This window comes from Streptomyces sp. NPDC002742 (genome assembly GCF_042888885.1).
Taxonomy (GTDB): Bacteria; Actinomycetota; Actinomycetes; order Streptomycetales; family Streptomycetaceae; genus Streptomyces.
Map to the genome: position 1 here is coordinate 342,655 of NZ_JBIAQF010000007.1, position 26,547 is coordinate 369,201.

The 26,547-nt window shown below is 70.7% G+C and carries 26 protein-coding genes and 1 pseudogene; 6 read left to right on the forward strand and 21 right to left on the reverse strand.

Annotated elements, in window-relative coordinates; translation table 11 throughout:
- Positions 1-48: 48 nt before the first annotated feature.
- Both ACFYW8_RS15300 and ACFYW8_RS15305 read right to left on the reverse strand, forming a co-directional pair.
- Complete coding sequence (locus ACFYW8_RS15300; RefSeq protein WP_365877953.1) at positions 49-1,113, reverse strand: MarR family transcriptional regulator; 1,065 nt, start codon at positions 1,111-1,113, stop codon at positions 49-51.
- Between the two features lie 178 nt (positions 1,114-1,291).
- Entirely contained in the window at positions 1,292-2,266 is a 975-nt protein-coding gene (locus ACFYW8_RS15305; RefSeq protein ID WP_389073608.1) for a LysR substrate-binding domain-containing protein, read from the reverse strand.
- Positions 2,267-2,476: 210 nt separating this feature from the next.
- Here ACFYW8_RS15305 and ACFYW8_RS15310 point away from each other — a divergent pair, with 210 nt between their 5' ends.
- Entirely contained in the window at positions 2,477-3,031 is a 555-nt protein-coding gene (locus ACFYW8_RS15310) for a peroxiredoxin (protein WP_365877949.1), read from the forward strand.
- Between the two features lie 6 nt (positions 3,032-3,037).
- The gene (locus tag ACFYW8_RS15315) at positions 3,038-3,571 is read left to right on the forward strand and encodes an alkyl hydroperoxide reductase (protein WP_365877947.1); all 534 of its coding nucleotides are present in this window, start codon (positions 3,038-3,040) and stop codon (positions 3,569-3,571) included.
- 156 nt (positions 3,572-3,727) lie between these two features.
- Here the strand turns inward: ACFYW8_RS15315 and ACFYW8_RS15320 are convergent, their stop codons facing one another.
- From ACFYW8_RS15320 to ACFYW8_RS15335, 4 genes are all read right to left on the reverse strand, one after another.
- Positions 3,728-5,143, reverse strand: coding sequence for an AI-2E family transporter (locus ACFYW8_RS15320; protein WP_365877945.1), 1,416 nt, complete (start codon positions 5,141-5,143; stop codon positions 3,728-3,730).
- Positions 5,144-5,279: 136 nt separating this feature from the next.
- Positions 5,280-5,978: a lytic transglycosylase domain-containing protein gene (locus ACFYW8_RS15325; protein WP_389073621.1), complete on the reverse strand. Its 699-nt coding sequence runs from the start codon at positions 5,976-5,978 to the stop codon at positions 5,280-5,282.
- A gap of 428 nt (positions 5,979-6,406) precedes the next feature.
- Positions 6,407-7,732 (reverse strand): PhoH family protein, encoded by a 1,326-nt coding sequence (locus tag ACFYW8_RS15330; RefSeq protein ID WP_365877941.1) that lies wholly within the window; start codon positions 7,730-7,732, stop codon positions 6,407-6,409.
- A gap of 320 nt (positions 7,733-8,052) precedes the next feature.
- Positions 8,053-8,826: an isoprenyl transferase gene (locus ACFYW8_RS15335; RefSeq protein WP_261702254.1), complete on the reverse strand. Its 774-nt coding sequence runs from the start codon at positions 8,824-8,826 to the stop codon at positions 8,053-8,055.
- 143 nt (positions 8,827-8,969) lie between these two features.
- Here ACFYW8_RS15335 and mgrA point away from each other — a divergent pair, with 143 nt between their 5' ends.
- The 3 genes from mgrA (at position 8,970) to ACFYW8_RS15350 (ending at position 11,894) form a co-directional block, all read left to right on the forward strand.
- Positions 8,970-10,007, forward strand: coding sequence for an L-glyceraldehyde 3-phosphate reductase (gene mgrA / locus ACFYW8_RS15340; protein ID WP_389073628.1), 1,038 nt, complete (start codon positions 8,970-8,972; stop codon positions 10,005-10,007).
- Positions 10,008-10,416: 409 nt separating this feature from the next.
- Positions 10,417-10,761 carry a DUF192 domain-containing protein gene (locus ACFYW8_RS15345; RefSeq protein ID WP_389073632.1) on the forward strand — a complete coding sequence of 115 codons (345 nt, stop codon included), beginning with the start codon at positions 10,417-10,419 and terminating at the stop codon, positions 10,759-10,761.
- A 359-nt stretch (positions 10,762-11,120) separates the two neighbouring features.
- Positions 11,121-11,894 (forward strand): DNA glycosylase AlkZ-like family protein, encoded by a 774-nt coding sequence (locus tag ACFYW8_RS15350; RefSeq protein WP_389073636.1) that lies wholly within the window; start codon positions 11,121-11,123, stop codon positions 11,892-11,894.
- 280 nt (positions 11,895-12,174) lie between these two features.
- Here ACFYW8_RS15350 and ACFYW8_RS15355 read toward each other — a convergent pair whose 3' ends face one another.
- On the reverse strand, positions 12,175-12,963 hold the full coding sequence (locus ACFYW8_RS15355) for a class I SAM-dependent methyltransferase (protein WP_389073641.1): 789 nt from the start codon (positions 12,961-12,963) through the stop codon (positions 12,175-12,177).
- Positions 12,964-13,048: 85 nt separating this feature from the next.
- Between ACFYW8_RS15355 and ACFYW8_RS15360 the strand changes: the two genes are divergently transcribed.
- Positions 13,049-13,561 (forward strand): DinB family protein, encoded by a 513-nt coding sequence (locus ACFYW8_RS15360; protein WP_389073645.1) that lies wholly within the window; start codon positions 13,049-13,051, stop codon positions 13,559-13,561.
- Positions 13,562-13,587: 26 nt separating this feature from the next.
- Here the strand turns inward: ACFYW8_RS15360 and ACFYW8_RS15365 are convergent.
- The 14 genes and pseudogenes from ACFYW8_RS15365 to ACFYW8_RS15430 all read right to left on the reverse strand — a co-directional run.
- A pseudogene (locus ACFYW8_RS15365) lies at positions 13,588-14,253 on the reverse strand (LLM class flavin-dependent oxidoreductase); the annotation flags it as partial.
- An 81-nt stretch (positions 14,254-14,334) separates the two neighbouring features.
- Positions 14,335-14,982: an OmpA family protein gene (locus tag ACFYW8_RS15370; protein WP_389073650.1), complete on the reverse strand. Its 648-nt coding sequence runs from the start codon at positions 14,980-14,982 to the stop codon at positions 14,335-14,337.
- A 3-nt stretch (positions 14,983-14,985) separates the two neighbouring features.
- Positions 14,986-15,579 (reverse strand): hypothetical protein, encoded by a 594-nt coding sequence (locus tag ACFYW8_RS15375; protein WP_389073655.1) that lies wholly within the window; start codon positions 15,577-15,579, stop codon positions 14,986-14,988.
- Positions 15,580-15,594: 15 nt separating this feature from the next.
- Entirely contained in the window at positions 15,595-16,200 is a 606-nt protein-coding gene (locus ACFYW8_RS15380) for a pilus assembly protein TadG-related protein (protein WP_389074015.1), read from the reverse strand.
- Complete coding sequence (locus tag ACFYW8_RS15385) at positions 16,197-16,400, reverse strand: hypothetical protein (RefSeq protein WP_389073660.1); 204 nt, start codon at positions 16,398-16,400, stop codon at positions 16,197-16,199. Before ACFYW8_RS15385 ends, ACFYW8_RS15380 begins: the two co-directional genes overlap by 4 nt.
- Positions 16,401-16,502: 102 nt before the next feature.
- Positions 16,503-17,234 carry a response regulator gene (locus ACFYW8_RS15390; protein ID WP_389073665.1) on the reverse strand — a complete coding sequence of 244 codons (732 nt, stop codon included), beginning with the start codon at positions 17,232-17,234 and terminating at the stop codon, positions 16,503-16,505.
- Entirely contained in the window at positions 17,227-18,609 is a 1,383-nt protein-coding gene (locus ACFYW8_RS15395) for a sensor histidine kinase (protein ID WP_389073669.1), read from the reverse strand. The genes ACFYW8_RS15390 and ACFYW8_RS15395 overlap by 8 nt, the downstream gene beginning before the upstream one ends.
- A complete protein-coding gene (locus tag ACFYW8_RS15400) occupies positions 18,609-19,499 on the reverse strand; it encodes a type II secretion system F family protein (protein ID WP_261702241.1) in 891 nt (296 codons plus the stop codon). The genes ACFYW8_RS15395 and ACFYW8_RS15400 overlap by 1 nt, the downstream gene beginning before the upstream one ends.
- Positions 19,500-19,512: 13 nt before the next feature.
- Positions 19,513-20,454, reverse strand: a complete 942-nt coding sequence (locus ACFYW8_RS15405; protein WP_389073674.1) for a type II secretion system F family protein — start codon at positions 20,452-20,454, stop codon at positions 19,513-19,515.
- A 178-nt stretch (positions 20,455-20,632) separates the two neighbouring features.
- Positions 20,633-21,970 (reverse strand): CpaF family protein, encoded by a 1,338-nt coding sequence (locus tag ACFYW8_RS15410; protein WP_365877918.1) that lies wholly within the window; start codon positions 21,968-21,970, stop codon positions 20,633-20,635.
- Positions 21,971-21,988: 18 nt separating this feature from the next.
- The gene (locus ACFYW8_RS15415) at positions 21,989-22,552 is read right to left on the reverse strand and encodes a TadE/TadG family type IV pilus assembly protein (RefSeq protein WP_389073682.1); all 564 of its coding nucleotides are present in this window, start codon (positions 22,550-22,552) and stop codon (positions 21,989-21,991) included.
- On the reverse strand, positions 22,549-24,168 hold the full coding sequence (locus ACFYW8_RS15420) for a CpaE family protein (RefSeq protein WP_389073687.1): 1,620 nt from the start codon (positions 24,166-24,168) through the stop codon (positions 22,549-22,551). The genes ACFYW8_RS15415 and ACFYW8_RS15420 overlap by 4 nt, the downstream gene beginning before the upstream one ends.
- Before the next feature lie 363 nt (positions 24,169-24,531).
- Positions 24,532-25,245, reverse strand: coding sequence for a Flp pilus assembly protein CpaB (cpaB, locus tag ACFYW8_RS15425; protein WP_389073691.1), 714 nt, complete (start codon positions 25,243-25,245; stop codon positions 24,532-24,534).
- A gap of 169 nt (positions 25,246-25,414) precedes the next feature.
- Positions 25,415-26,296, reverse strand: a complete 882-nt coding sequence (locus tag ACFYW8_RS15430; protein ID WP_365877910.1) for a hypothetical protein — start codon at positions 26,294-26,296, stop codon at positions 25,415-25,417.
- Between the last annotated feature and the right edge of the window lie 251 nt (positions 26,297-26,547).

Here is a 26,547-nt window from a genome sequence, read left to right on the forward strand (position 1 = left end):
GAACTCCCTGATGGTTGTGCGCATTCGATCGGTGACAGGCACGCGGTTTCACGTGCCGGAGTCCGGGGTCCAGATCCGGTGCCGGAGCCGGAAGAATCCTTTCCAGCTCGCCCCGTTCCTTTCGGGAGCGAGCGTTTCGGTGATTCCGCTCGCGCCGGGCTCGCGGCGCGGCAGGGACGGAGCGTTCGCGCCGGGCTCTCTGCGGGGCAGGGACGGAGCGCTCGCCCCGGGATGCGGGGCGGGGGCGGGCTCGGGGCCGGGCTCCGGGGCCGGGACTCGTCCGGCGGCCACCGCGGTGGAAAGGGCCGAGAACACCGTGGGGTCGATCGCGGGCGGGGCGCCGGACGGCCGTTGCCGGAGCGCTCCGGTCGGCAGTTCCCTGACGGTGACGGGGGCGACGGACCCTGGCTCGTCCGGCAGTTCCAGCAGACCCTCGCCGAGCATGCGGGCCATCCCCACGGTCACGGTGTAGGCGCCGAGGCCGGTCGCGAACGCGATGTCACGGGCGGTCCGGCGGCCGTCGGCGTGGGCCAGTAACTCCTTCTGAGGGGGCGGCAGCCGCTCGCGTATCTCGTCCGGTACCTGCGCGGGCACAGGGCGCTCGCGGTCCGGCCGTACGGGCTGCGGCAGGGCCGCGACGGCCGCGAGCTTCCTCGCCGCGTCCTGCAGCAACCTCCCCGGGGCCTCCCCGAGGGCGACCGGGGCGTACGGCTCGAAGGCGGCGTCCAGCGGGTCGCACGCCTCCACGTCACCGGCCACGACGGCGAACGCCGCGTCCTGCATCGCCATCATGCAGACGACCCGGAGCTGCGCGGCCCCCGCGTAACCGTGCGCGATCAGCCCGGCCTCCGGCCAGCGGGTGCCGCCGGCCTCGCGGAGCAGTTCGGCCCACTGCTCACCGCTGATCCGGCCGGAGCGCAGCAGCCGCGCCTCGGGGCCGGGGGCGCCCGGACTTTCGACGGCGACGACACAGCCGTCGCGGAGATGGAATACTCCCCCGGGCTTTCCGGACACCCGCAGTTTCCCCGTCGCCCGTGTGCCCTGGCATTCGCTCAGCGCGCGCGACAGCAGGTCGTATCCGACCCTGCCAAGGGAATCCCGAATGCCCGACATCACTCCCCTTGGAACTTCCGGCACTTCGCACAGACGCCTGACGAGTCACCCTGAGGGGGTATGTGTATCAGCCGGGGCGGATATCCCAGCGAGAGTCGCACTACCTGACGGAAGTTGAATTATCCCGCCTACCGAAAGGCCTCATCGGTCGTTCGAATGACCGACTATGTGCGGCAGTTCAGGCCTCCGCGCCCAACACCCTTACGGGCAGGGGGCGTAGCGCCTCGCGCAGGGCTTCCGCCAGTTCCCGGTACTCGGTTCCCCGCGCGGCGCCCGCCCGCATGGCGAGCGCGATCCGCCGGGTGGGCGCCGGATCCGCGAAGTACCCGGTGAGGAGCTGATTGCTGCGGGTCGTCTCCACCTTGACGGCGGTACGCGGCAGCAGGGTCACCCCGAGACCTCCGGCGACCAGTTGGACGAGGGTGGACAGGCCCGCGGCGGTGGTGGTGACGGGGGCATCGGCGCGTCCGGCCTCGCGGCAGATGTCCAGGGCCTGGTCGCGCAGGCAGTGGCCCTCGTCGAGCAGCAGCAGACGGAGTTCGCGCAGCGCCTCGCGCGAAATGCCCTCGCGGCCGCCGAGCCAGTGGTCGAGCGGGGTCACCAGCACGAAGTCCTCGTCGAACAGCGGGAGTTCGAGGACACCGGGCACGCCCAGGGGGACGGCGAGCAGCAGCAGGTCGAGCCGCCCGACCGCGAGTCCCTCCAGCAGGCTGGCCGTCTGCTCCTCGTGCACCTGGAGGTCGAGGTCGGGGTAGCGGTCGTGGACGAGCCGCAGGACGGTGGGCAGGAGGTAGGGGGCGACGGTGGGGATGACGCCGAGGCGCAGCGCTCCGGTGAACGGGGCGCGCACGGCCTGCGCCTCCTCCATGAGCGCGCCGACCTCGTCCAGCACCGCCTTGGCTCGTACGGCGAGACGCTCACCGGCGGGCGACAGCAGCACCTTGCGGGTCGTACGCTCCAGCAGGGTCACCCCGAGGATCTCCTCCAGGGCGGAGACCGCGCCGGACAGCGCGGGCTGGCTCATGCCGATCGCGGCGGCGGCGTCGCGGAAGTGCAGATGCTCGGCCACGGCGGTGAAGGCGCGCAGCTGCGCGAGGCTGGGGCTGCGGCGGCCGCCGCCCTTGGCGCCCGCCCTGCCGATGGGGCTCGTCATGGCCGTACCTCTCGCTCCGGACCGGCGCCGGGCTGGATCACCGGGCTGGATCACCGGGCTGGATCACCGGGTGTCACTGATAGTCGCATCCGATCAACACGACCGAGTGTAGCTATTTCCCGTATCAATGCAGCCTGTGTCAACATCAAGTACGTCCACCCCCAGGGAAATGCCCCCAAAAAGGGCTGCCCCGCGCTGCAAGGAGAGCACGTGCTCACTGTCGGTGACAAGTTCCCCCAGTTCGACCTGACCGCCTGCGTATCGCTGGAGAAGGGCCAGGAGTTCGAGCAGATCGACCACAAGACCTACGAGGGCAAGTGGAAGATCGTCTTCGCGTGGCCCAAGGACTTCACCTTCGTGTGCCCGACCGAGATCGCGGCCTTCGGCAAGCTGAACGACGAGTTCGCCGACCGTGACGCCCAGGTCCTCGGCTTCTCCGGCGACTCCGAGTTCGTGCACCACGCCTGGCGCAAGGACCACGACGACCTGCGTGACCTGCCCTTCCCGATGATGGCCGACTCGAAGCACGAGCTCATGCGTGACCTCGGCATCGAGGGCGAGGACGGCTTCGCCAAGCGCGCCGTCTTCATCGTCGACCAGAACAACGAGATCCAGTTCTCCATGGTGACCGCCGGCTCCGTCGGCCGTAACCCCAAGGAGGTCCTGCGGGTCCTGGACGCTCTCCAGACGGACGAGCTCTGCCCGTGCAACTGGACCAAGGGCGAGAACACCCTCGACGCGGCCTCCCTTCTGGCCGGTGAGTGACCTTCCATGGCTCTTGACGAACTGAAGTCCGCCGTACCGGACTACGCCAAGGATCTGCGTCTGAACCTCGGTTCGGTGATCGGCAACAGCGACCTCCCGCAGCAGCGGTTGTGGGGCACCGTGCTGGCCTGCGCCATCGCCTCGCGCTCCCCGCGCGTGCTGCGTGAGCTGGAGCCGGAGGCGAAGGACCGGCTGTCGCCCGAGGCGTACACGGCCGCCAAGTCGGCCGCCGCGATCATGGCGATGAACAACGTCTTCTACCGGACGCGGCACCTGCTCTCCGACCCGGAGTACGGCACGCTGCGGGCCGGCCTGCGGATGAACGTCATCGGCAACCCCGGTGTGGACAAGGTCGACTTCGAGCTGTGGTCGCTCGCCGTCTCCGCCGTCAACGGCTGCGGGCAGTGCCTCGACTCGCACGAGCAGGTGCTCCGCAAGGCGGGCGTCGACCGGGAGACGATCCAGGAGGCGTTCAAGATCGCGGCCGTCCTCCAGGCGGTCGGCGCCACGCTGGACGCCGAGGCCGTTCTCGCCGAGTAGTCCTCGCGCGCCGAGCAGGTCCCCTCGCCCCGGGCGGTCCGCGCCTGCTCAAGCTTTCAGGGCCCCGTTCACCTCTGTGGTGGGCGGGGCCCTGAGTGTTTGCCGTCCCCCGGATCCCGGGCGCCCACCGGCGCACGCGCGCGAGCGGGGGAGGCCCTACGGCGTCAGACGGTGGGCCGGGGACGCGTCCAGCGCGGTGGCGCCCCGGGGCTCCGGGGCGTGTCGCAGGTCCGCCTCACGGGCGTACGAACGCAGGTACACGACCACCGTGTTGGTCACCGCGACCAGCGGGACCGCGACGACCGCTCCGCCGATGCCGGCGACCATGCCGCCCGCGGCGACCGAGAGGACCACCGCGAGCGGGTGGACACGGACCGCGCGGCCCAGGATGAAGGGCTGCAGGATGTGGCCCTCGATCTGCTGGACGGCGAGGACCACGGCGAGGGTCATGACGGCGGTGAAGACGCCCTGGGTCACCAGCGCGACCACCACCGCCAGCGCCCCGGAGATCACCGCGCCCACCAGCGGGATGAACGCGCCGAGGAAGATGAAGACGGCGAGCGGCACGGCCATGGGGACCTTGAGGAAGTAGATGCCCAGGCCGATGAAGATCGCGTCGATCATGGCCACTATCACCGTGCCGCGGACGTAGGCCGTGAGCGTGCGCCACGCGCGCGGGCCCGCGCCCGCGACCCCGGTCCGGGCGGCGGCCGGGACGAGCTTGAGCGACCACTCCCAGATCCGCTTGCCGTCGTAGAGCAGGAAGAGGGTCGAGAACATCGTGAGCAGGATGCCCGTGAGGGCCTCGACGACCACCGTCACGCCCTGCAGGCCCGCCGTGGTGATCTGGTCCGTGTTCGCGCCGATCGCCTCGCGGAGATTCTTCGCGATCTTGTTGATCTGCTTGTCCGTCACATGGAACGGCCCCTTGAGGAGCCACTTGCGCAGCTCGTCGATGCCGTCCTGGATCTGGCTGGAGAGGTTGTCGATGTTCTCCTGGACCTGCCAGACCACGAACCAGCCGATCAGCCCCATGATGACGAAGCCGAGGATCGCGGTGAGCGCGGTGGCGAGCCCGCGCGGCAATTTCCAGCGCGTCAGCCGGGCCACCGTCGGCTGGAGCAGCGCGGTGATGAGCAGCGCGGCCACGAAGGCCAGCACCACCAGTTGCACGGCGCTGATGACCCGCATCAGCACCCAGACGGTGCCCGCGAGGATGAGCAGCCGCCAGCCGGCCTCGGCGGCGACGCGCACCCCCCACGGCACGGCGAGGGCGGGGTCGGGGCGCTGGGGCGTCACCGCGTACGCGGCTGTCGTGGCCGTCTCCTCGGAAGGCCGCTGGACCGGGAGCGCGGACGGCTCGGCGTCCGCCACCGGGTCCTTGAGAGGCTCGGGAGCCTCCGAGGGGATGCCGGGCGCGTCGACGGGAGTGCGCGCGTCGAGGACGACGCCCTCGCCGTCGAGGGGGCCCCGCGACTCCATCTCGACCTCGGCGCGGCGTTCGTCCAACCGCTCGTCCAGCTCGGTGAGTACGGCGCCGAGCCGGCCGAGCCATCCTGGTACACGCGACATGAAACGTCCTTTTCCCCCGCTGCTCCCCAGCACTCCCCCCTGGAGTCGTCGGGTCCGACCGTACATGGCCGAAGCCCCTCACCCTAGGACGGGGAGGGGCTTCGCGAGGTTGAGCGGCCGGTGGAAGGCGCGGAGCCTAGTACCAGCTGTTGGCCTGCCAGAACGACCAGGCCTCGCACGGGCTGCCGTACCGGCCGTTCATGTAGTTCAGGCCCCACTTGATCTGGGTGGCCGGATTGGTCTGCCAGTCGGACCCGGCGGACGCGTACTTGCCCGCGGGCAGGGCCTGGAAGAGGCCGTAGGCACCCGAGGAGGCGTTGACGGCGTGGTAGTTCCAGCTCGACTCGTGGTTCACGATGTTGCTGAAACACTGGAACTGACCGCTCGGCACCATCTGGGCCGCCATCGCCTGGATCTGGGCGACGCTGTACGAGGCCTGGACGGAGAACGTGGAGGCGTCACGCGTCGCGGAGCGGCTGGCCGCTTCCTTCGCCTCCTTGCGCTCCTTGGCTTCCTGCTCGGCCTTCGCCGCAGCCTTCTGCTTCGCGACGGCGTCGTCGGCCGCCTGCTTGCGGGCGGACTCCTCCGCGTCCTTCTTGGCGCTCGCGTCGGCGGCGATGGCCTGGGCGTCGGCCTGCTGCGTCAGTGACGCGGTCTGCACCTGGGCCTGCTGGCCAGCAGGTATGTCTGCGAGGAGAGTCGAGTCGCTCGCCGTCGCCTCGGCATCGTTCGAGGGCTGGGCGACGCTGCCCGAGGCAACTCCGACCACGCTTCCGACAGCGGTGACCGCCGTGGCCGAAGCCACTGCGAATCCCCGGACCGAAATCCGGCTCACACGGTTTCCTTCCAGCATCGCCCGTTTAGGTGACCCTCGCGGACGCAATCGTGCCCCTCGGCGCTGGCCTCCCAACTGCGGGGTCACGGGGAGACACGGGCCCGGTGGGCAACTCCCGCTCGGGGAGCGCCGCGTGGTGCGCGGGCGGCATACGACGGCTCTATGGAGTTCTGAGGTTCCGGTGTTGCCGTACCGCTGGGGGTACAGCTGTGTCGTATGCGGGGCCTGACAGGAGTGAGACTTTAGCCGCAACCCGTCACCGCGCGGCAATTCCGCGTCGCGTGTGAAAGCTCACACCCCGTTTGCCTCAGCTGTTTCCTGGAAACCTCAGCGCGGCAAGACGCCGCCCGGCTAGGCTTTTCACCTTTGCCGGACGGCGCCAACCAGCGTGTATCAACCACCCTTTGACCAGGCGGGGACACCTGGGATCAGATCTGCCCGTCCTCCAGCATTTCGGTCACGAGTGCCGCAATCTGGGACCTCTCGGAACGATTCAGCGTGACGTGCGCGAAGAGCGGATGGCCCTTCAACTTCTCTACGACGGCGACCACTCCGTCGTAACGCCCGACGCGCAGATTGTCCCTTTGTGCCACGTCATGGGTCAGAACGACCCGCGAATTGGCCCCGATACGGGACAGAACGGTCAACAGGACGTTCCGTTCCAGGGACTGGGCCTCGTCCACGATCACGAACGCGTCGTGGAGCGAGCGGCCGCGGATGTGCGTGAGCGGCAGGACCTCCAGCATGCCCCGCGCGGTGACCTCCTCGATGACCTCGCGGCTGGTGACCGCGGAGAGCGTGTCGAACACCGCCTGGGCCCAGGGGCTCATCTTCTCGGACTCGGAACCGGGCAGATAGCCGAGCTCCTGCCCGCCCACCGCGTACAGCGGCCGGAAGACCATCACCTTCTGGTGCTGACGGCGTTCGAGGACGGCCTCCAGGCCCGCGCAGAGCGCGAGCGCGGACTTGCCGGTGCCGGCCCGGCCGCCCATCGACACGATCCCGATGTCCGGGTCGAGCAGCAGATCGAGCGCGATGCGCTGCTCGGCACTGCGGCCCTTGATGCCGAACGCCTCGCGATCGCCGCGTACGAGCCGGACGTTGCCCTCCGCCGTGACACGGCCGAGGGCCTTGCCGCGCTCCGACTGGATCGTCAGGCCCGTGTGCACGGGCAGGCCGGCCGCTTCGGGGACGTAGACGTGCCCCTCCTCGAAGAGGATGTCCACCTGCTCGCCGGCCAGGCTCAGTTCGGACATTCCGGTCCAGCCGGAGGAGCCCGTGATGGCGAGCTCCGCGCGGTACTCCTCGGCGAGGAGACCCACGGAGGACGCCTTGATCCTGAGCGGCAGGTCCTTCGAGACGACGGTGACGTCATAACCCTCGGCCTGCAGGTTGCGGGCGACCGCGAGGATGCGGGAGTCGTTGTCCCCCAGGCGGTACCCGCTGGGCAGGACGCTGGGGTCCGAGTGGTTGAGCTCGACCCGAACCGTCCCGCCGAGCTCCCCGACGGGAATCGGGGAGTCGAGGCGGCCGTGCCGGACCCGGAACTCGTCGAGCAGACGCAGGGCCTGCCGGGCGAAGTAGCCGAGTTCGGGATGGTGCCGCTTGGCCTCCAGCTCCGTGACCACGACGATCGGAAGCACGACTTCATGCTCGTCGAAGCGGCTCAGGGCATTCGGGTCGGCCAGCAGGACGCTGGTGTCGAGAACATAGGTGCGCCGGTCTGGCTTGCGGCGCTTTGTGCTGGTCACCACGGAAGGACGTACCCCCTCGGATGAGGTCGGGGAGCGACGAAGGAGATCTGGACCGGTTACCGGCGCCGATGCACGGGCCGAAAACCGGCCCTCCGCTTCGTCCGTACTGACCGCACGGTCGGGCTGGTGCAAAGGGCCTCCCGGGCGGACGGCCCCGAGCCGTCCGCTGAGATACGACACCCGTGGTTCGGGTGTCGACCTGCAAGGCTTATGCCCTCGAACGAGCGAAGCCATGCCACGGCATATGACGGCGCGTTCGTTAACTCCCGATGACGTACGTCCCCGCGAGGTGTCCCGGGCACGGCGGGACACCTCGGGATTCAGCCTCCGTAACGGCGGTGTCGCGCCGCGTAGTCACGCAGGGCGCGCAGGAAGTCGACCTTGCGGAAGGCGGGCCAGAAGACTTCGCAGAAGTAGTACTCGGAGTGAGCGGTCTGCCAGAGCATGAACCCGGACAGCCGCTGTTCACCGCTGGTGCGGATCACCAGGTCGGGATCGGGCTGCGCGCCGGTGTAGAGGTGCTTGCCGATGAGGTCGACGTCGACGCGGTCCGCGAGGTCCTCCATCGAGGTGCCCTTGTCGGCGGCGTCGAGGATCATCGAGCGCACGGCGTCGGCGATCTCCTGGCGGCCGCCGTAGCCGATGGCGACGTTGACGACTATGCCCTCGACGTGCGCGGTGGCCTCCTCGGCCTCCTTGAGGGCCGACTGCATCGGGGAGGGCAGGATGTCCCGCGTCCCGACGTGGTGCACCCGCCAGCGGCCGTCGGCCGCCAGGGTGCGGACGACACCCTCGATGATGCCGAGGAGCGGACCGAGCTCCTCCTGGGGGCGGTCGAAGTTGTCGGTGGACAGCAGCCAGAGGGTGACGACCTCGACATCGGTCTCGGAGCACCAGCCGAGGAACTCCCCGATCTTGTCGGCTCCGGCCCGATGGCCCTGGGCGGTGGTGGAACCCGCCGCCTTCGCCCAGCGCCGGTTGCCGTCCATGATGACGCCGATGTGCTTGGGCACCTGGTCGTGGTCGAGGTGGCCTTCCACCCTGCGTGCATAGAACCTGACCAGCAGACGGCGCAGGTTGTCGCGCAAGGTCACGTGTTGTCAGCCCCTCCGTGCGGATCGGACAGTCGCGCCCGAGCACAGGCCTGTCCATATGACGATCCCCCAGGGCGAAGCCTACCCCCGCGAAACGCGGGAGCTGCCGAGGGGCCTGTGAGCCCTGACATAGGTTCGTCCCCATGAACGACCCCTCTCTGTACCGGGCCGCAACGGAGCGGTACGACTCGATGGAATACCGGCGTACGGGCCACAGCGGCCTCAGGCTGCCCGCGATCTCGCTCGGCCTGTGGCACAACTTCGGCGACGACCGCTCACTGGACTCCCAGCGCGCGATCCTGCGCCGCGCGTTCGATCTCGGCGTCACCCACTTCGACCTCGCCAACAACTACGGGCCGCCACCCGGCTCCGCGGAGATCAACTTCGGCAGGCTGCTGAAGGAGGACTTCGCCCCCTACCGGGACGAGCTGGTCATCTCGACCAAGGCGGGCTACCTCATGCACCCGGGACCCTACGGCGAGTGGGGCTCCCGCAAGTACCTGCTGTCCTCCCTCGACGCGTCGCTGCGGCGGATGGACGTGGACCACGTCGACATCTTCTACTCGCACCGCTTCGACCCGGACACCCCGCTGGAGGAGACGATGGGCGCCCTCGCGTCTGCCGTCCAGCAGGGCAAGGCGCTGTACGTCGGCGTCTCCTCGTACACCGGCGAGCAGACGGCGGAGGCGGCCCGGATCCTCACCGGGATGGGCGTCCGTCCGCTCATCCACCAGCCCTCGTACTCGATGATCAACCGCTGGACCGAGGACGACAGCCTGCTCGACACGCTGGAGGCGGCCGGCATGGGCTGCATCTCCTTCGCGCCCCTCGCGCAGGGCCTGCTGACGGGCAAGTACCTCAAGGGCATCCCGGAGGGCTCGCGCGCCACCCAGGGCAAGTCGCTGGACCCGGACCTGCTGAGCGAGGACGTCGTACGCCGGCTGAACGGGCTGAACGACATCGCGGCCCGGCGCGGCCAGTCCCTCGCCCAGCTCGCGCTCACCTGGGTACTGCGCGACGAGCGGATGACCTCCGCCCTCATCGGCGCGTCCAGCGTGCGGCAGCTGGAGGAGAACCTGGCGGCGCTGTCGGCCCCGAAGCTCACGGACGAGGAGCTGGAGGAGATCGACACGTTCGCGGTCTCGACACAGGGCGCGAACATCTGGGCCCAACGGCACTGAGTCACCGAAAGCCCCGCCGCGCGAGGCGGCCCGTCCGGGGGGCGCACGGGGGCGCCTGCCGGGCGGGCCGTCGCGGACACAAAAAAACGGGCCGGTCCGTGGGGGGGGAGACGGACCGGCCCGAGGGGGGGTTTCCACCATAACCCTTCGTAAGTGATGCTGCGTGCATCCGCGTGCCACAACTACTCTCCGAAGTCGCCCGGCAACGCCACAGTGAGCACGGAACCATCGATTCCGGGTGTGATCATGGCCGAATCATGGCTGATTCAAAGGGAATCGAGGAGGATCGGGAGAGATCCAATGGGTCTGCGCCCGCTTATGGGGCGTGGCGCCGACTTGTCCCCACGTACTCCGGGCGAGTGATCCGCGCGGCGTGCTCCCGCTTGACTCCACCGCTAACTTCGCACCCATGGCCACGTTCACGACGGACACGGCACGGGGGACATCCGAGCCGGTACCCCTGGAGCTCGCCACGACGGCGCGCGCCCGGCGGCGGGGACTGCTCGGGCGCTCGGGGATCGAGGGCGCGCTGCTGCTGACTCCGGCGAACTCGGTGCACACACTGGGGATGCGGTTCGCGATCGACGTCGCCTATCTGGACCGGTCGTCGCGCGTCCTGGCGGTGCGCACGATGCGTCCGGGCCGACTGGGGCTGCCACGGCCGCGAGCCCGGCAGATCCTGGAGGCGGAGGCCGGGGCGATGCGGCGATGGGGAGTGCGGCGCGGGGCGCGGATCACGGTCCAGGACGGCTGACAGCACGTCACCGGGCAAGGCGGCACCGCGCAGCCCCCTCCGCTGCGCGGTGCCACACGCGCAGCTTTGCTCACGCGAATTACCTTGGTCTGAACTTACGTGAGCCAAACATCCGGGGCGACACACGCTCGATAACGATGTGGAAAACCCGTGGGGATGCGGTGCGCGCCGCCCGGTGCACGACCGAGCCCGCATCCGCCATCCGGACGGACATCTCACTCCGAGCAGGCCTCAACGGGGTGTTTTCGGTCAATCTGCTCGGACCTGCGTGGATCACCCCGCTCGCCCGCGTTGCGCGCGTCGCCGGGGCTCCGCACAGCGGACAGGAACTGACCTCTTTCCCGTCTGGCGTCGGCCGTATGACCTTGAGGATCACATGGGACGAGGCGAACGCCCGACGCCTGGAACGACAGTTCCTGTCCGTTCCCGCGCGGGCCGGGACACCGGTCGCCGAGGTGGTCGGCTCGATGCTCGGCGCCCACGCGCAGGTGCTGTCGGCGGCAGAGGTGTCGGTGGGCGTACGGGCCGAGGGCGTGACCCGGGCGGACGTCCGCGCGGCACTTCGGGAGGAGCGCTCGCTGGTGAAGACGTACGGCCCGCGCGGCACCCTTCATCTGCTGCCGGCCACCGGGCTCTCCTTCTGGACCGCCGCTTTGACGGCGATTCCGACCGGTCCGAGCCCCTTCGCGCAAGATGCACGGATGACCGCGGCGCAGGCCGACGCCGGGGTGATCGAAGAGGTCGACTTCGTGGGCGGACCGGCGTGGGTGGCGGCGGGCGACACCGACTTTCCGGGTGAACCGGCGCGCGGAGTCCGGCTGTTGCCGTACTTCGACGCGTACGGCATCGGCTGCCGGCCGCGTGAACTGCTGTTCCCCGGGGCCGCCCACGAGCGGGCGCTGGCCGGCGGCCAGGCGGGGAACCATCCGGTGCTGCTCGTCGACGGCGTGGTGTCCGGGGTCTGGCACCAGCGGCGCAGCGGACGCCGCACGACGGTCACCGTGGAGCCGCTGGTACGGCTGACAGCGGCACAGGAGGGGGAGTTGGCACGACAGGCGGAACGGGTGGGCGAAATCCTGGAGGCGACGCCGGAGTTGGTGGTGGGGAAAGTGACGTCAGGGCCACATGCGTGACGGCACGGGTGGATGGGTGACGGCACGGGTGCGCCTGTGACGGCGGGGGTGCGCCTGTGACGGCGGGGCCGTTTTTGCCTGGCCGCGGGGTCGTGTGGCTGACGACGGACCGCGGGCGTGGTCGCGGAGTCGTAGGACCGACAGCAGGCCCGCGGCGTGGTCGCGGGACGCTCGCGCGGTGGCTGGGCTGCGGGTCTGCGGGTCTGCGGGTCTGCGGTCCTCCGGGGCCTGCGCGGCGGCTGGGCCTGCGGGTCTGCGTCCTTCGGGGCCCGCGTGGTGGCTAGTCCTGCGGGTCTGCGGTCCCCCGGGGTTTGCGTGCCTCGATCAGGAAGCGGGCGCTGTGTGCGACGAACGGGCCCTGCGTCTCGATCTGTTCGTGCAGGGCGCGGAGCCTTTGCCGGTAGGCGTCGACGGTGAAGCCCGGGACCATCCAGATCACCTTGCGCAGGAAGTGGACGACGGCGCCGACGTCGTGGAACTCCATGCGCAGCCGCTCCGAGCGCAGATCGACGACGTCGAGCCCGGCGGCCTCGGCGGCGGCGCGGGCGAGGCCCGGGTCGCGGCCGTTCCTGACCTCCTCAGGCTGCGGGCCGAGGAAGTACTCGACGAGCTCGAAGACGCTCGCGGGGCCGACCTGCTGGGAGAAATAGGTGCCGCCGGGGCACAGCACGCGAGCGATCTCGTCCCAGTACGTCGCCACCGGGTGCCGACTGGTGACCAGGTCGAAGGCCCCGGCCGCGAACGGCAGCGGCGCGTCCTCCGGGCAGGCGACCACCGCGGCGCCCCGGGGGTGGAGCAGGGCGGTGGCCTTCGCGACGTTCGGCGGCCAGCCCTCGGTGGCGACGGTGAGCGCGGGCAGCTTCGGGGCGGAGTTCAGGACCTCCCCGCCGCCCGTCTGGATGTCGAGGGCGCCGCGCGCGCGGGCCAGCCGCTCCCCCATCGCCCGCGCGTAGCCCCACGAGGGCCGCTCCTCGGTGGCCCGGCCCTCGAACCAGGAGAAGTCCCAGCCGTCGACGGACGCCGTCTCGGCTTCGGCGACGAGGTCTTCGAAGGTGCGCGCGGTGCTCATGGGACGATTCTCGCAACGGACGCGGTCGCGGGGCGACGTGATTTCCCGGGCGGGTGATGTCAGTGGCCGCTGCTACGTTCCGGGCATGCCTACGAATCCGGGAGCCACGCCGACGCCGTACACCGGCGGCGAGAAGGAAACCCTGCACGCCAGTCTCGACCGGCATCGGGACGCCGTGCTGTGGAAGCTCCAGGGCCTGGACGACGAACAGGTCAGACGGGTGATGACCCCGTCCGGCACCAATCTGCTGGGGCTGGTGAAACACCTCGCGTCCGTCGAGTACGGCTGGTTCTGCTCGGCCTTCGGCCGCGAGGTCGAGCCGCTGTGGTTCGACCCCTTCTCCGACGAGGACATGAGCGCGGGCCAGGACGAGACGACGGAGCGGATCGTCGAGTTCTACGGCCGCGCCCGCACCGCCGCCGACCGGACCGTCACCGAGCTGGCGCTCGACGACGTGGGCACGACGTGGAACGGCCGGACGGTCTCGTTGCGCTGGGTGCTGGTCCACATGATCGAGGAGACGGCACGGCACACGGGTCACATGGACATCGTGCGGGAGCTGATCGACGGGGGAACGGGGGATCACCGGCCTGGCTGACCGGCCGGACCGGTCGGTCTCCTCCGTCATGACCGGCCGGGCGGCGGGTCCTGGGGGAGCAGCGGGCGCACCTGCTCGGCCGCGAAGCGGACGAACCCCTCGGGGGCCGGCTCGTCGGCGGTGGGCTGGAGGACCACCGTGTCGGCGCCGGCGTCCGCGAGCCGCTGGACGGCCTTGGCGACGGTGTCCGCGTCGCCCGCGACACCGTGTTCCGGGACGGGGTCCTCGCCGTCGGCCTCGATCTCGGCGCGCAGCCGGGCGGCGGCGTCGGCCCCGGTGGCGGTGTGCAGATAGACGACCACCCGGTGGTGTCCGGCCGTCCGTCCGGCCGCCAGCCGTCCCTCGTCGATGAGCCGGCGGGCCCGCCGTACCCCGTCGACGGTGGTCGAGGCGGTGAGGACGGTGCCGTCCGCGACCTCACCGGCGAGGCGGAGCGTACGGGGCCCGGTGGCACCGGTGAGTACCTCGGGCGCCTCGGCGGGCGACCAGTCGAGGGCGACGCCGTCGAGCTTCACGTACCGCCCGTCGGTGGTCACGCGCTCGCCGCGCAACAGGGCGCCGAACTCCCTGATCTCCTCGTTGAAGTGCCGGAGCATCTCCGTGTTGACCCGATGCCAGTCGATCTCGCGATTCGGGCCCTCGATGAATCCGTCGAGGGACACCGACATCATCGACACGATCTTCCTCATGGCGGACTCCATCGACCTCGTGCGCGACCCGTTCGTCGGGGCATGCTGCCAGGAGGCGGAACGCCGGAGAAGGTGACGCGCGCGTCAGGCGCTGTTCCCGTTGGCCGGGCCCCTCGGGAAGGTCACCTCCACGCGGCGGTTCTTGCGGCGGCCCTGTTCCGAGGTGTTGTCGGCGATCGGGTAGTCCTCGCTGTAGCCACGCACCTCGAAGGTGATGTCCGACTCCGCGGAACCGAGCGCGGCGGCCAGCCGGTCGTGCACCTGCTCCGCGCGGTTCTTGGACAGGGTCAGACCGTGCGCGTACGAGCCGAGGTTGTCGGTGAATCCGAAGACCCGGACGGTCGTCGCGTGCTGGGCCTTGATCTCGTCCGCGATCGCCTGGATGCGGGACTGGGAGTCCGCGTTCAGTTTCGAGCTGTCCTTGGGGAAGAGGACCTCCGCCTGGAGCGCGAACGTCACATCCGAGTTGGTGTCCGTCCGGCGCTCCTCACCTCCCAGGTCCTCCACGACCGACTTGATGTCCAGCACCTTGGCGGGCGCCAGCGTCGCCCCGTCGGCGAGCTTGAGCCCCGGACTGGTGGCGTCGACTTCGGGGGGCGAAGGAGTGGTGACGCTGCCGGGCGGGGCGCTGGGGTCGCCGTCGTCCGCGTACGCGGGACCCGGGAGACCGAGGGTGATCAGCACGGCGAGGGCCGTGAACGTCGTCGCGGCGCCGCGGGGCGGGAGGGCCATGGCTCAGCCCTCGGAGATCTCGATGGAGGCGGGTGGCATGGAGCCGACCTGGAAGTCGACGGCGGTGGTGTCGGCGGGGGGTGCGGGGAACTGGGCGAACCATTCGGCCGACTTGCCGGCGTCCACTCCACCGCCGTCGAACTTGGTGCACAGGCAACGCCCTTGGGTGTCCCGCAGAACCAGGTACTTTTTCTTGCCCTTGCTGTCGGTCAAGGAGGCCCCGGCCATTGAGGCGCCGTTCCGGCTCAACTCGCGCTCGTCGCCCCGCCAGTTCGCGGCGACCCAGAACTGGCCGCCCCCGTTGGTCACCGTCCCGCTCACGGTCACGAATCCACCCTGGTCCCGCACGGCCGAGGTGATCGTGAGCGTCACGTCGTTACCCTTGACCTCGGCCAGGATCTGGTCCTGGCTCGCTGTCGGTGACGCCTGCTCCGCGCCGTCGCCGCCGCCCTTGCCCGACTGCGCGGAGGACCTGGTCGCCTTCGGCGTGCCGCCGCCGTCTCCGCCTCCGCACCCGGACACCGTGAGGAACAATCCGGTCGTGATCGCCACCGCGGCCATGGCCCTGCGGCCCTTCATGGTGTGCCGGAGATCCATCGGTACGGCTTCCTCTCACTCGGCCAGATGCACAGAGAACAGCACGGACGCGTCGGGAAGGTCGTCCGAATTGAAATGTTCGGGATCGATGTCCACAATGCGCCCGCCGCAGTCCAGCTGCATGAGCTTCTTGGGATCCGCGTCGGTGGCGAAGGTGCAGCGAGGCTGTATGACTGCCGTCGCCTGGGCTGTGGCGTGGCGGTTCTCCGTGCCCGGGATGATCGAGTCGCCCACCGTGTAACGGGTCTCGATCGCCACGCGATAGCCAGGGAATCCGTTCACGAAGGCGGGCTGGGCCCCGCCCTGCACCGTCGAGTCGTTCTCGGCGGCCAGCCGGTCGGCGGCGGCCGATGCCCCCGCGCCCTGGAACTTGTCGCCGTTGAGCCAGTCCAGCCAGTGGTCGTCCGTGCCGACGGCTCCCGTCAACCCGGCCATCAGCTCGTCGCGGGAATCCTGCGCGGCCGCCAACGCAGCAGCGTCCGCCGCGGATTGAGCTCCGTTGCGGGCGGACGCTGCTTGAGCGAAGGCGAAGAAGGCGAATGCGGCGAAGAGCAGAATCCCCGTCAGCCAGATGTAGATGGGGAGGGTCTGACCCCGGTCGCCGCGAACCGGTCGGGTCAGCCGCCGCCGGTGACCTGGGTGACCGCGGTCCTGATCGCTGTGGAGATCAACCCGTCCAGGCCTATCTGGTCGATCAACGTGAAGATCCCCGCAATGATGATCATCAGGCCCGCGTACTCCACGAACCCCGCTCCCGCGTCCCGGTTCGTGCCCCGTGTCCGGGAGATCACCGTTCGCGTCCACATGGTGAACCTGTTCATCAGGACTGCCCTCCCGGCCGACTCCACTAACGACCCGAGCACCGTACGTGAGAAGTCGCCTACTCCGGGTGGGCCCAGGGGCCCAACTTCTCGGCTGGGGAGTCATCGGCTCCACCCCTCATGGGCGGTGCCCAGCCAGTGGGCGATCGCTTCGCTGCGCGAAGAACTGTGCAGCTTCGCGAAGATGCGATTGATGTGATTCTTGACGGTCTTCTCTGCGATGAAGCAGGTGGCGGCGATCTGGCGGTTGTTCATGCCGGCCGCGATGAGGTCCATCACCTCCACCTCCCTTGAACTCAGGCCGAAGTCGGGCTGATGGACGGCGTGACGGTGAAGTCCCGCCGTTGGTACGGGCCGAGCCTCCGACGACTGTGCCACAGTTGATTGCAGATGCGAAGAGAAAGAGGGCGGTTGGTGCGAAAGTCCGATTGAATCCGGGACAGTCGGGGGTCGGTGGCGAACATCCCGTACGGCGGCGATCAGTTCGGCCGCCGTGAACTCGCCATGGACGAGATAGCCGGACGCGCCTCTGCGCAGGGCTTCCGCCACGACCTCCGGTTCGCGGCTGTATGTCAGCATCATCACCGGGGCGATCCGGCACAGTTCGGGCAGCGCGGTGAGGCCGTCCGTGCCGGGCATGCGCACGTCGAGCAGGACCACGTCCGGGATGAGGCGGGCGGCGCGGGCCAGTGCCTCCGCGCCGTCCCGGGCCGCCGCGACGACGGCGATGTCGGGGTGCGCGTCCAGCAGCGCGGTCAGGCCGGCCCGTACGACCGGGTTGTCGTCGGCGACGAGGACACGCAGGGGCGGGCCGGAAAGTGCCTGGTCAGGCATGTGCGGCCTCCTCTTGGGGAGTGGGGGAAGAGGGAAGGGCGGCCGACGGGAGCGGGAGGGTCAGCCGGACCTCGGTGCCCCCTCGCGGGGATCGGTCCAGTGCGAGGTGGCCGCCGACGCAGGCGGCCCGTTCGGTCATGCCGAGCAGACCGAAATGGCCGGATCTCGTCCAGGCGGCGAGTGCCGCGGGGGTCGCGGGCGTCGGCAGTCCCGCTCCGTCGTCCCGTACGCACAGCGAGAACTCGTGTGCCGACACGTCGAGTTCGACCGTCACCGCGCTCGCGCCCGCGTGGCGGTGGGCGTTCTCCAGGGCTTCGGACACGACCGCGAGGGCGTGGTGGGCGGCGGTGCTGGGAAGGACCGGGTCCGCGCCTCGGTGCCGTACGGCGGCGGCGAGGCGGGTGCGGGCCTCGAAGTCGGCCGTCATGGAGCGGAGTTCGGGGAGGAGATCGGTGTCCGGGTCGGTCAGGTCGGTGTGGCGCCGCAGGTCCGACAGGAGCGTGCGGGACTCCGCGGCGGCGAGGCGCGCCGCGTCGGCCACGACCGTCGCCTGGCGTTTGAGCGCCCCCGGGGCAGCGCCGTCCGCCGAGGCGGCCAGGGCCTCCGCAGCGAGTGCGAGGCCGTGCAGCGTCTTGGCGACCGAGTCGTGCATCTCGCGTGCCAGGCGGGCGCGTTCGGACTCCACGGCCTCCGCGACGGCGAGCCTGCTGGTCGCCTCGGACAGGGCCTGGCTCGCCGTGCCGAAGCGGAACATCAGATTGCGCAGGGTGACGCCGATGATGCCGGCGCCGACGCAGAAGCCCGCGATGAGGAGGGTGTTGGAGCCCGCGCCCGGCCGGTGCTCCCAGGCCCTGAACACCGTGAGCAGGACGACGAGCTGGAAGCCGGTGAAGACGCCCGCGCCGCGCCAGCCGTACAGCAGGCCGGAGAGCAGCGGGGTGCAGACCGTGGCGTAGGCGAGCGGGGAGGCCGGGGACGCGGTCAGGAGCAGGACCGCGCCGAAGGTGAGGTCGAGGCCCATCAGGGTCGGGTGGGCCAGGAGGCGGGGGCCGAAGCGGTCCCAGTCCCGGAGCATGGCGTAGGAGCCCATGACGCCGAGGACGGCCGCGGCCAGGACCGCGTAGCGCGGGAGGCCGTCGGTGGCGTTCGACATCGCGAAGGGGGCGCCGATCGCGATGGCCGCCAGGCGGACCGCGAAGGCCTGCCGGCACAGGGCCTGGAGGGCGTTGAGCTGGAGGCGGATGCCGCCGGGGGCGGGGACGTCGTCCGCGAGGTAGCCGGTGCCCCGTTCGCGGCTGCGCGCGGACAGGGAGGACCAGGACCACCGTCGGCTCCCCCGGCCCGCGTGACCTCGACTGCTCGGGAAGGCGTTCATCAGCGCCCCAGGATCGAGCCGAAGTTCGTCCCCGAGCCCAGGAACATGCCTGTCGCGATGAGGATCATCGTGGCCGGGAGCATGAAGACGAGGGTGACCATCGTGGCCTTGGGGATGGTCTTGGCGGCGCGGCGGCGGGCGTTCTGGGCGTCTGTGCGGCGCATGTCCGTGGCGAGCTGGATGAGGGTCTCGGCGATCGGGGAGCCGAGTTCCTCGCCCTGCTGGAGGGCCGACACGAACTGGGCCACCTGCTCGGAGGAGTTGCGCCTGCGGAGCTCGTCGAAGGCCTGGCGGCGGCTGACGCCCATGTCCATCTGGCGCAGGGTGATGCGCAGTTCGTCGGCCCAGGGCCCCTCGTACTTCTCCGCGACGCGGTCCAGGGCCTGGCGGAAGCCGAGGCCCGCCGAGACGACGACCGCGAGGACGTCGAGGAAGTCGGGCAGGGTGCGGTCGATGACCTCCTTGCGTTCGCGGACGGCCTGCCAGATGAGGGCGTCCGCGGCGACCAGGCCGAAGGCGAGGGTGAGCACGGCGAAGAGGAGCTGGCCGTTGGAGAGGAAGACCAGGCCGAGGACTACGCCGAAGACGCCGTAGACCGCGCGGCGGGCCGCGTAGCGGTTCAGCGTCATGCCGCCGGGGTTGCCCGCCATGTCGATGCGGCGGCGTTTGGCGTCCACGCGCCGGGGGCCCATCAGGCGCAGGACGGTCGGCGCGAAGCGCATGCCGAGGCGGTCGACGGCCGAGTCCGCGGCGGAGACACGGGTGCCGCCGACCTCCAGGGCGAGCTGGAGATCGCTGGGGAGTTTGACGTCGGCGCGGATCATCCGGACGCCCAGGAGGACGCCCGCGACGGCCGCACCCATCAGGACGGCGAGCAGCAGCGGCAGCAACGTGACCCCTCCCTCACACTTCGATCTTGCCGAGCCGGCGGATGACGAAGAAGCCCACGGTGTAGAGGCCGAGGGCCAGCAGCACCAGGCCCTGGCCCAGCGGGGAGCCGGTGACGCGGGCGAGGGCGCCCTCGTTCGAGGAGTTGATCAGGACCAGCGAGCCGATGCCGAGGAAGGGGACCGTGAAGGCGGTCGCGTTGACCTCGGAGAGCATCGTGCGGACCTCGCGGCGGGTCTCCTTCCTGTCCTCCAGGGTCTGGGTGAGGTTGCGCAGGGAGCTGACGACGGAGCCGCCCGCCTTGTTGGCGAGGACGAGGGTCGTGACGAGGACGATCAGCTCACGGGAGGGCAGGCGCTCGGAAAGCTCGCCGAGGGCGTCGTCGATGGTGCGGCCCAGCATCAACTGATCCGCCACGTGCGCGAGTTCCTCGCCCGCCGGGGCCTCCAGCTCCTCCGCCGCCATGGCGAGCGCCGTCCGCAGGGCGAGGCCCGCCGCCGTCGCGTTGGCCAGCAGGCGTGCCACGTCGGGGAGTTGGTTGATGAACGCCTCGATGCGCTTCTGGCGCTGCCAGTTGAGGAAGACGGCCGCGCTCCACACGCCGAGGACGGCGGCGATCGGGCCGAAGAACGGGGCGAGCGTGGCGGCCGCGATCAGCCACAGGGCGACGACCACGGTGGCGACGTAGGTGAAGAACTCCCCCGCCGTGACGTCGAGTCCGGTGGCCGTCAGGCGCAGGTGGATCGTGCGGCCGAGGCGGGTGCGGCGCAGCCGGCGGTCGATGCCCGCGAAGCGGCGGACACGGCGGCCCGCCATGTGCGACGGGTCGCCGCCGGAGAGGCGGTCGACCAGATCCCGTCGCTGGGCGCGGCCCGAGGCGTAGGAGTGCACGCCCGCGACGGCGAGTGTGCCGCCGAGGAGCGTCCCGCCGAGGGCGAGGAGAGCGGGGTCGTTCACGGCTGCCTCCCTTCGGGGGTGGGGGGCTCGGGGGTGGAGGACCCCGAGGTGGGGAACCCGGGGGCGGACGGCCCGGAGACGGACGGCACAGAGGTGCGGAATCCGGAGGTGCGGAACCCGGGGGCGGACGGCCCGGAAGTGGACGGCCCGGAGGTGGGGAACCCGGAAGTGGGGGAGGTCATCCGATCGCCTGCCTGGTGTTCAGTACGTCGATGGCCTCGGCGACCCCGAAGGCGGCCGGCAGCGGCTCGTTGGCGACGTACAGCTTCTCCGCGACCGAGCGCGGGAGCGGGAGGTGCTCGAAGTGGCCCCGGACGACGCGGTCGGGACCGACCGGGCGGGGCACGAACCGGGTGACGGGGGTGACGCGGAACTGTTCGCGGCCGTGCGAGACGAGCAGCGCGACCTCCGTGACCTTGCGGGAGCCGTCGGCGTGCCGGGACAACTGGACGACGACCTCGACGGCGGAGTTGATCTGGTCCTTGAGCGCCTCGAAGGGGATCTGGACCTCTGACATCGAGCCGAGGGTCTGAAGCCGCATGAGGGCGTCCTCGGCGGAGTTCGCGTGGACGGTGGCGAGGGAGCCGTCGTGGCCGGTCGACATGGCCTGGAGCATGTCGAGGGTCTCGCCGCCGCGGACCTCGCCGACGATGATGCGGTCGGGGCGCATGCGCAGCGAGTTGCGGACCAGGTCGCGGATGGTGATCTGGCCCTTGCCCTCCACGTTCGGGGGACGTGATTCGAGGCGGATGACGTGCTCCTGCTGGAGCTGGAGTTCGGCGGAGTCCTCGATCGTGATGATGCGCTCGTGGGCCGGGATCAGGCCGGAGAGCGCGTTCAGCAGGGTCGTCTTGCCGCTGCCGGTGCCGCCGCTGACGATCACGTTGAAGCGGGCCCTGACGAACGCCGCGAGCAGCATGAGCGTCTGTTCGTCGAGGGAGCCGAGGCCGATGAGCTCGGGGAGCGTGTACGCGCGGGGGAAGCGGCGGATGGTCAGGGTGGGGCCCGTCAGGGCGAGCGGCGGGATGATGACGTTGACGCGTTCGCCGGTGGGCAGGCGGGCGTCGACCATCGGGTTGGACTCGTCGACGCGGCGGTTGACCGTCGAGACGATGCGTTCGATGGTCTGCATGAGCTGCTCGTTGGACGCGAAGCGCAGCGGCAGTTGTTCGACGCGGCCGGCTCGCTCCACGAAGATCGAGTCCGGGCCGTTGACCATGATCTCGGTGATGGACGCGTCGGCGAGGAGCGGTTCGAGGACGCCGAGCCCGAGGGCCTCGTCGACCACCCGGCGGATCAGCTGGGAGCGCTCGGAGGTGGAGAGGACCGGGCCCTCGCGGCTGATGATGTGGCCGAGGACGCGTTCGAGCCGGACGCGGCGTTCGGCCGCCGCCAGGCTGGACATCTCGGCGAGGTCGATCTCTTCGAGGAGTTTCGCGCGGTAGACGGCGACGAGGTGTCCGTCCTCACGGGCGGGTCCCCCCTCGTCGGGGGCGATGCGGGAACGCAGGCTCATGGTGTCGGCTCCTCCCGGTCAGTCGTCGGTGGGCATGGTGGCGTGACGGGTGACGGGGTAACGGTCGAAGAGGGGGATGACGTTGGGGACCGTGACCGTGACCGTGGCCGTGGTGAGGTCGGCCCCGGGCCCTCCCTCCAACGACACGTTCGGGTTGAGCCATCCGCTCACGGCGGCGTGTCCCGCCGCCCCGCCGTCGCCGCCCTGCGAGGCGACCCGCGCGGCGGCCCGCGCCCCGGAACCGGCCTGGTTGATGCCGTACCCGATGAGACCGAGCTGGATGGTCGCCATCCCGATCATCAGCAGGATGGGCAGGAACCCCACGAACTCCAGGATGGAGACACCCCGGTCCCCCCGGAGCCGGCGCGCCGCACGGAACCCGCCCGCCGGGCGGAGCCGGGCCGCGGCACGGAGCCCGGCCATGGCGCCCGGCCGGTGCGCGGAGCCCGGCCGATACGCGGAGCCCGGCCGGTGCGCGGAGCCCGGCCGGTGCGCGGCGCGAAGCCCGTGCGCGGCGCGAAGCCCGTGCGCGGCGCGAAGCCCGTGCGGGGTGTGTGGGCCGCGTCGGAGGTGCGTCTTCATCCGGTGTCCCCCTCCAGTGCCGCGCCCGCGCTGCCCCGTACGCGGAAGCCCGCGTCGAAGCCCGGGAAGAACAGCGGGACGTCGACCTGGACGGTGGCCCGCATGACGGGGCCCGCAACGCCGCAGCGGATGTCCGCGCCCTTCCAGGAACCCGGCAGATGCCTGCTCCCGGCCGCCGCGCAGGCGCCCGGGACGTCGCCGTTCACCGCGTACGCAGCGGTGGCGGCCCGTGCCGCCTCGTCCGCCGCGTTCCCGGCCAGCGAGTACGAGTAGCCGTACAGCACGCACTGCCACAGGATCGTCATGACGACGAGCAGCAGCGGGAACATCCCGGCGAATTCGAGGGTGACCGCTCCCCGGTCACCGTCCCGGCGGCGGAGCGACAGCGCGCCCCGGTCCGACGCGGACGCCTTGCGCCGCCTGCCGCCGCCCCCGCCCTCCTGGGGGGCCGCGAGTCCCAGCTCGGCGGCGAGTGCCCACAGTGCCTGTTTGACGGTCGAGCGGGCGTCCAGGTCCTGCAGCCGCCCCGCGTCGACGACCGACTGGAGCTCCTTGAAGGCGGCGGGGACCGCGGAGCGGGCGACCTTGGTGCCGGTGACGCGTTCGACGAGGGACGGCTGGATCTCCGTACCGCGGGCGAAGCGGTTCACGACCGTCGTGGTCTCCTCCGCCTTGCGGATCTGGAGGCGGTCCCACATACGGACCATGCGTTTGGCGGCGCGTACGGCGATGACGTCGGGGGTGACGAGGAGCAGGGCCCGGTCGGCCATCTCGACGGCCGCCGCGGTGGCCGAGTTCATCTGGGAGCCGCAGTCGACGATCACCACGTCGTGGCGGGAGCGGAGTGCGCCGATGACCTGGCGGGCCACGCGGTCGGTGACCTCCTCGCCCCGTTCGCCCTCGGCGGGGGCCAGGAGCAGGGCGATGCCGCTGTCGTGGGTGTAGACGGCGTCCTGGAGGACGCGCGGGTTGATGTCGGTGATGGCCGCCAGGTCGGCCACCGACCGGCGGAACTGCACGTCGAGGTACGAGGCCACGTCCCCGGACTGGAGGTCCAGGTCGAGCAGCGCCACGTCGTGGCCGGACGCCCGTGCGGCGAGGGCGAGTTGGACCGCGGTGACGGTCGCGCCGACGCCGCCCTTCGCGCCGGTCACCGTGATGACGGTGCCGCCGGGGCCCGCGTACAGCTCGGGCGCGCCGCTGTGCAGGTGGCGGCGCATGCCGGCGGACCAGGCGGCGGCGGCCTGGACGCGTTCGGCGAGGGCGTCGTAGCCGAGGGGCAGGCCGATGATGCCGCGGGCGCCGCAGTCCATGGCGGCGGTGAGGACGCTGTTGCCGGTGTCGGCGGTGATGAGGACGACGCCGACCGCGGGGAAGCGCATCACGAGGTCGCGGATGAGGTCCAACGCCGGTACGGGGCCTATGCGTTCATGGACCAGGACCACTTCGGGGAGCTCGTCGAGGGACTCGGCCGCGAGGCGCGCGAGGGTGTCGAGGAGGGCCGTCGAGTCGGGTACGGGCGGGGCGGGTTCGGTGTCGGCGAGCTGGCTCAGCAGGGTGGTGAGCGCGCGGGCCGAGTCGATGTCGCCGACGGCGGGAAGGATACGGACGGTCATCGGCGCAGCCCCTCACTCGCGTACCGCGCGCCGGTCCCCCGGGGCGGCGCGCTGTGAACCCGCCGCCACGGCCGGGACCACAGGCCCGGCAACCCCCCGACCTGCCGCGCACCCGGGCCTCGGTCCGGCATTCCGCGGACTCGCCGCGCACCGGACCCTGAGCCCAGCACCCCACGAACCTCCCGCCGCATCCCGCACCACCGGTCCGGCACCCCGGGGCGGCGAGGCGCGGCCGGTGGCCGGCTCCGTCCGGCGCGCGTCCGGTGCGGCGACGCCGCCTGCGGTCGGTCCGGACCCGTGCGCGTCGGCCTCGTACGCGACCTTCCGCACCGCCCCGTGGGCATGGACCTCATGCGCGGCCTCCTACTTGTCCTCGTCGAGGGTGTACGTACGGTCGCCGGGTGCCACGATCGTGTCGGAGCCGCCGGCGACCAGGGCGAGCCGGACGTGTTCGGCGAACGACTCGGCGTACGCGACGCGTTGGGCGTCGACGGTGTCGAGCGCGAAGGTGATGGGGACGGCCTGGGTGGCGCTGTTGCGCCGGTCGGAGCTGGACTGCGCGGGATCGAGGGCGGTGAGTTTGCCGACGTCGATGACGCGGGCGTTCTCGACGATCACCTTGGACTGGTCCTTGCCCTTGTCGTTCGGGGCCTTGAAGGTGGCGTAGATGTTGACCCGCGAGCCGGGGTCGATCTTGCCCGCGACACCGGTCGACGCGTCGATCATGATGGCGATCTCCTGCTGACCGGCTTCCAGCCGGGGCTTGTCGACGATCATGTCGGCCTGCAGCAGGGAGCCCTTCTCCAGCTTGGTGACGGCGATCTTGCCGCGGACCCGGGAGAGGTCGGTGACGGCGGTGGACGACAGCCACCGCTCGGGCATCGAGACCTTCTCGAACTGGTCGGCCGACAGCTCCTTGTAGGGCGGGATGTCGTCCTTCAGGCGGTACGCCGTGACCTCCGGGCCGACCTTGGAGTTCACGTCGCGGATCACCGAGAGGACTCCGGCGAAGGCGCCGAGGGCGCACAGGACCGAGAGGACCAGCAGGATGACGCCGCGGCGCTGGCGCGAGTTCACTGAATCTCACCTCGTGGGGCGGTACCGGGGAGTGGACCGAGCTGTCGTTCCTGCCGGGGATCCGGGGGGTGACCTCCGGGGTGATGCAGCATGTTCCGGACAACCTCGATCTACGGGGACGGCGGGTCGAGCGGTCGTGCCTGGTGCTGTTCAGATGTGACCGAGGGGCCTATGTGGCGCCTCGGGGCAGAGCGCGTACCGAAGAGGCTGCCCGGACGACGGCGGCCGGAAGCTCCTGTGGTGAAGGCGGCGGCAGGGGTGCGGCGCAGAACCCGCAGCGGTCACCGATGAGTTCGAGGCCGCACCAGCGGCACTCGTCCCGCCGGACGGACGAGACGAGCTGATAGAGGACGGAGACGTCGTGGAGTCCGGCGGCGAATTCGACGAGCCGCGACGTCCCCCACCAGCGGACCGACTCCTCGGGCAGCGGTACGGTCGCGACGCCCTGGACCTTCCAGGCGGGTGCCAGGGTCGAGGTGACCCAGTCGGAGGGCGGCTGGCCCGCGGCCGAGAGGAGCCGGGTGCCGAACTCCGGTCCGGGCAGCTCGTCCTGGCCGATTCTGACCAGCTCGGGCCGCGGATTGGCGAGTACGGCGAACTGGGCTCCCGGCACCCATGACTTGGCGTGCGACTTCAGCGAGACCGGGACGCGGTCGAGCTTGGCGACCGAGCCGAGCAGAGCGCCGGCGTAGATGTAGTGGGCGAGCAGCCGGGCGGCACAGGCGAGCACGCCGGGGCTGAAGTCGCAGACGGAGAGCTGGCGCAACTGCTGGGCCAGCAGGGCGATTCCGAGCGGCGGCAGGTCGATCCCGAGCAGCGCGATCCGGTCGCTCTCCAGGACGGAGCGGACGGTGTGCAGCCGCTGGGTGACGGCGCTCTCGGCGCTGGACGGATACAGGGAGATGACATACCCGTGCTGTTCGATGAGCGCGTGCATACCGGTGAGGGAGTTCTCCAGGGTGCCGAGCGGCTGGACGACCGCGGGCGGGGTCTGCCGGTCGTGCGGCGGGAGCACCAGATCGGGACTGGTGACGGCTATCGCGGTCGGCACGCTGCACACACCCCGTTCGCTGCGGCGGGGTGGTCAACCACCGCCTCAGATCGCCCCTTTTGTCGCCATGGAGCATCACGGACGACCACATACGGCCGCAGATCGTCACTGTGACGTCCTCTTGCATCAGCACCATATCCACGGCATGGCCCGCTCAACACCGAATCTCCGAGATCATCTCACCGAAGGTGCGGACGTGATCAACGGAGAGTAAGCCGGGTCGGCCAACTGGAAGCACCAGTAAGGGCGTT